Below are 429 nucleotides of genomic sequence, written 5' to 3' on the forward strand. Positions count from 1 at the left end.
GACCTCGGGGTGTTCAACGTCGTCGCCGTCTCCGACTTCAACATGGGCGCGATGGAGAACAAGGGCCTCAACATCTTCAACGACAAGTACGTGCTCGCGTGCCCCGAGACCGCGACCGACGCGGACTACGCCAACATCGAGGCGATCATCGCCCACGAGTACTTCCACAACTGGTCGGGCAACCGCGTCACCTGCCGCGACTGGTTCCAGCTCTGCCTGTAGGAGGGCCTCACGGTCTTCCGGGACCAGGAATTCTCCTCCGACATGCGCTCCCGCGCCGTCCATCGCATCGGCGAGGTGCGCAACCTCCGCGCGCGCCAGTTCGCCGAGGACGCGGGGCCCCTCGCCCATCCGGTGCGGCCCCGCACCTACACGGAGATCAACAACTTCTACACGGCGACCGTCTACGAGAAGGGCGCCGAGATCGTG

The 429-nt window shown here is 65.5% G+C and carries 1 pseudogene; it reads left to right on the forward strand.

What is annotated here, in order from left to right:
• Positions 1 to 429, forward strand: a pseudogene (locus tag ACLBXP_RS25280) (M1 family aminopeptidase); the annotation flags it as partial.

The sequence above is a fragment of the Methylobacterium sp. A54F genome (assembly GCF_053346035.1).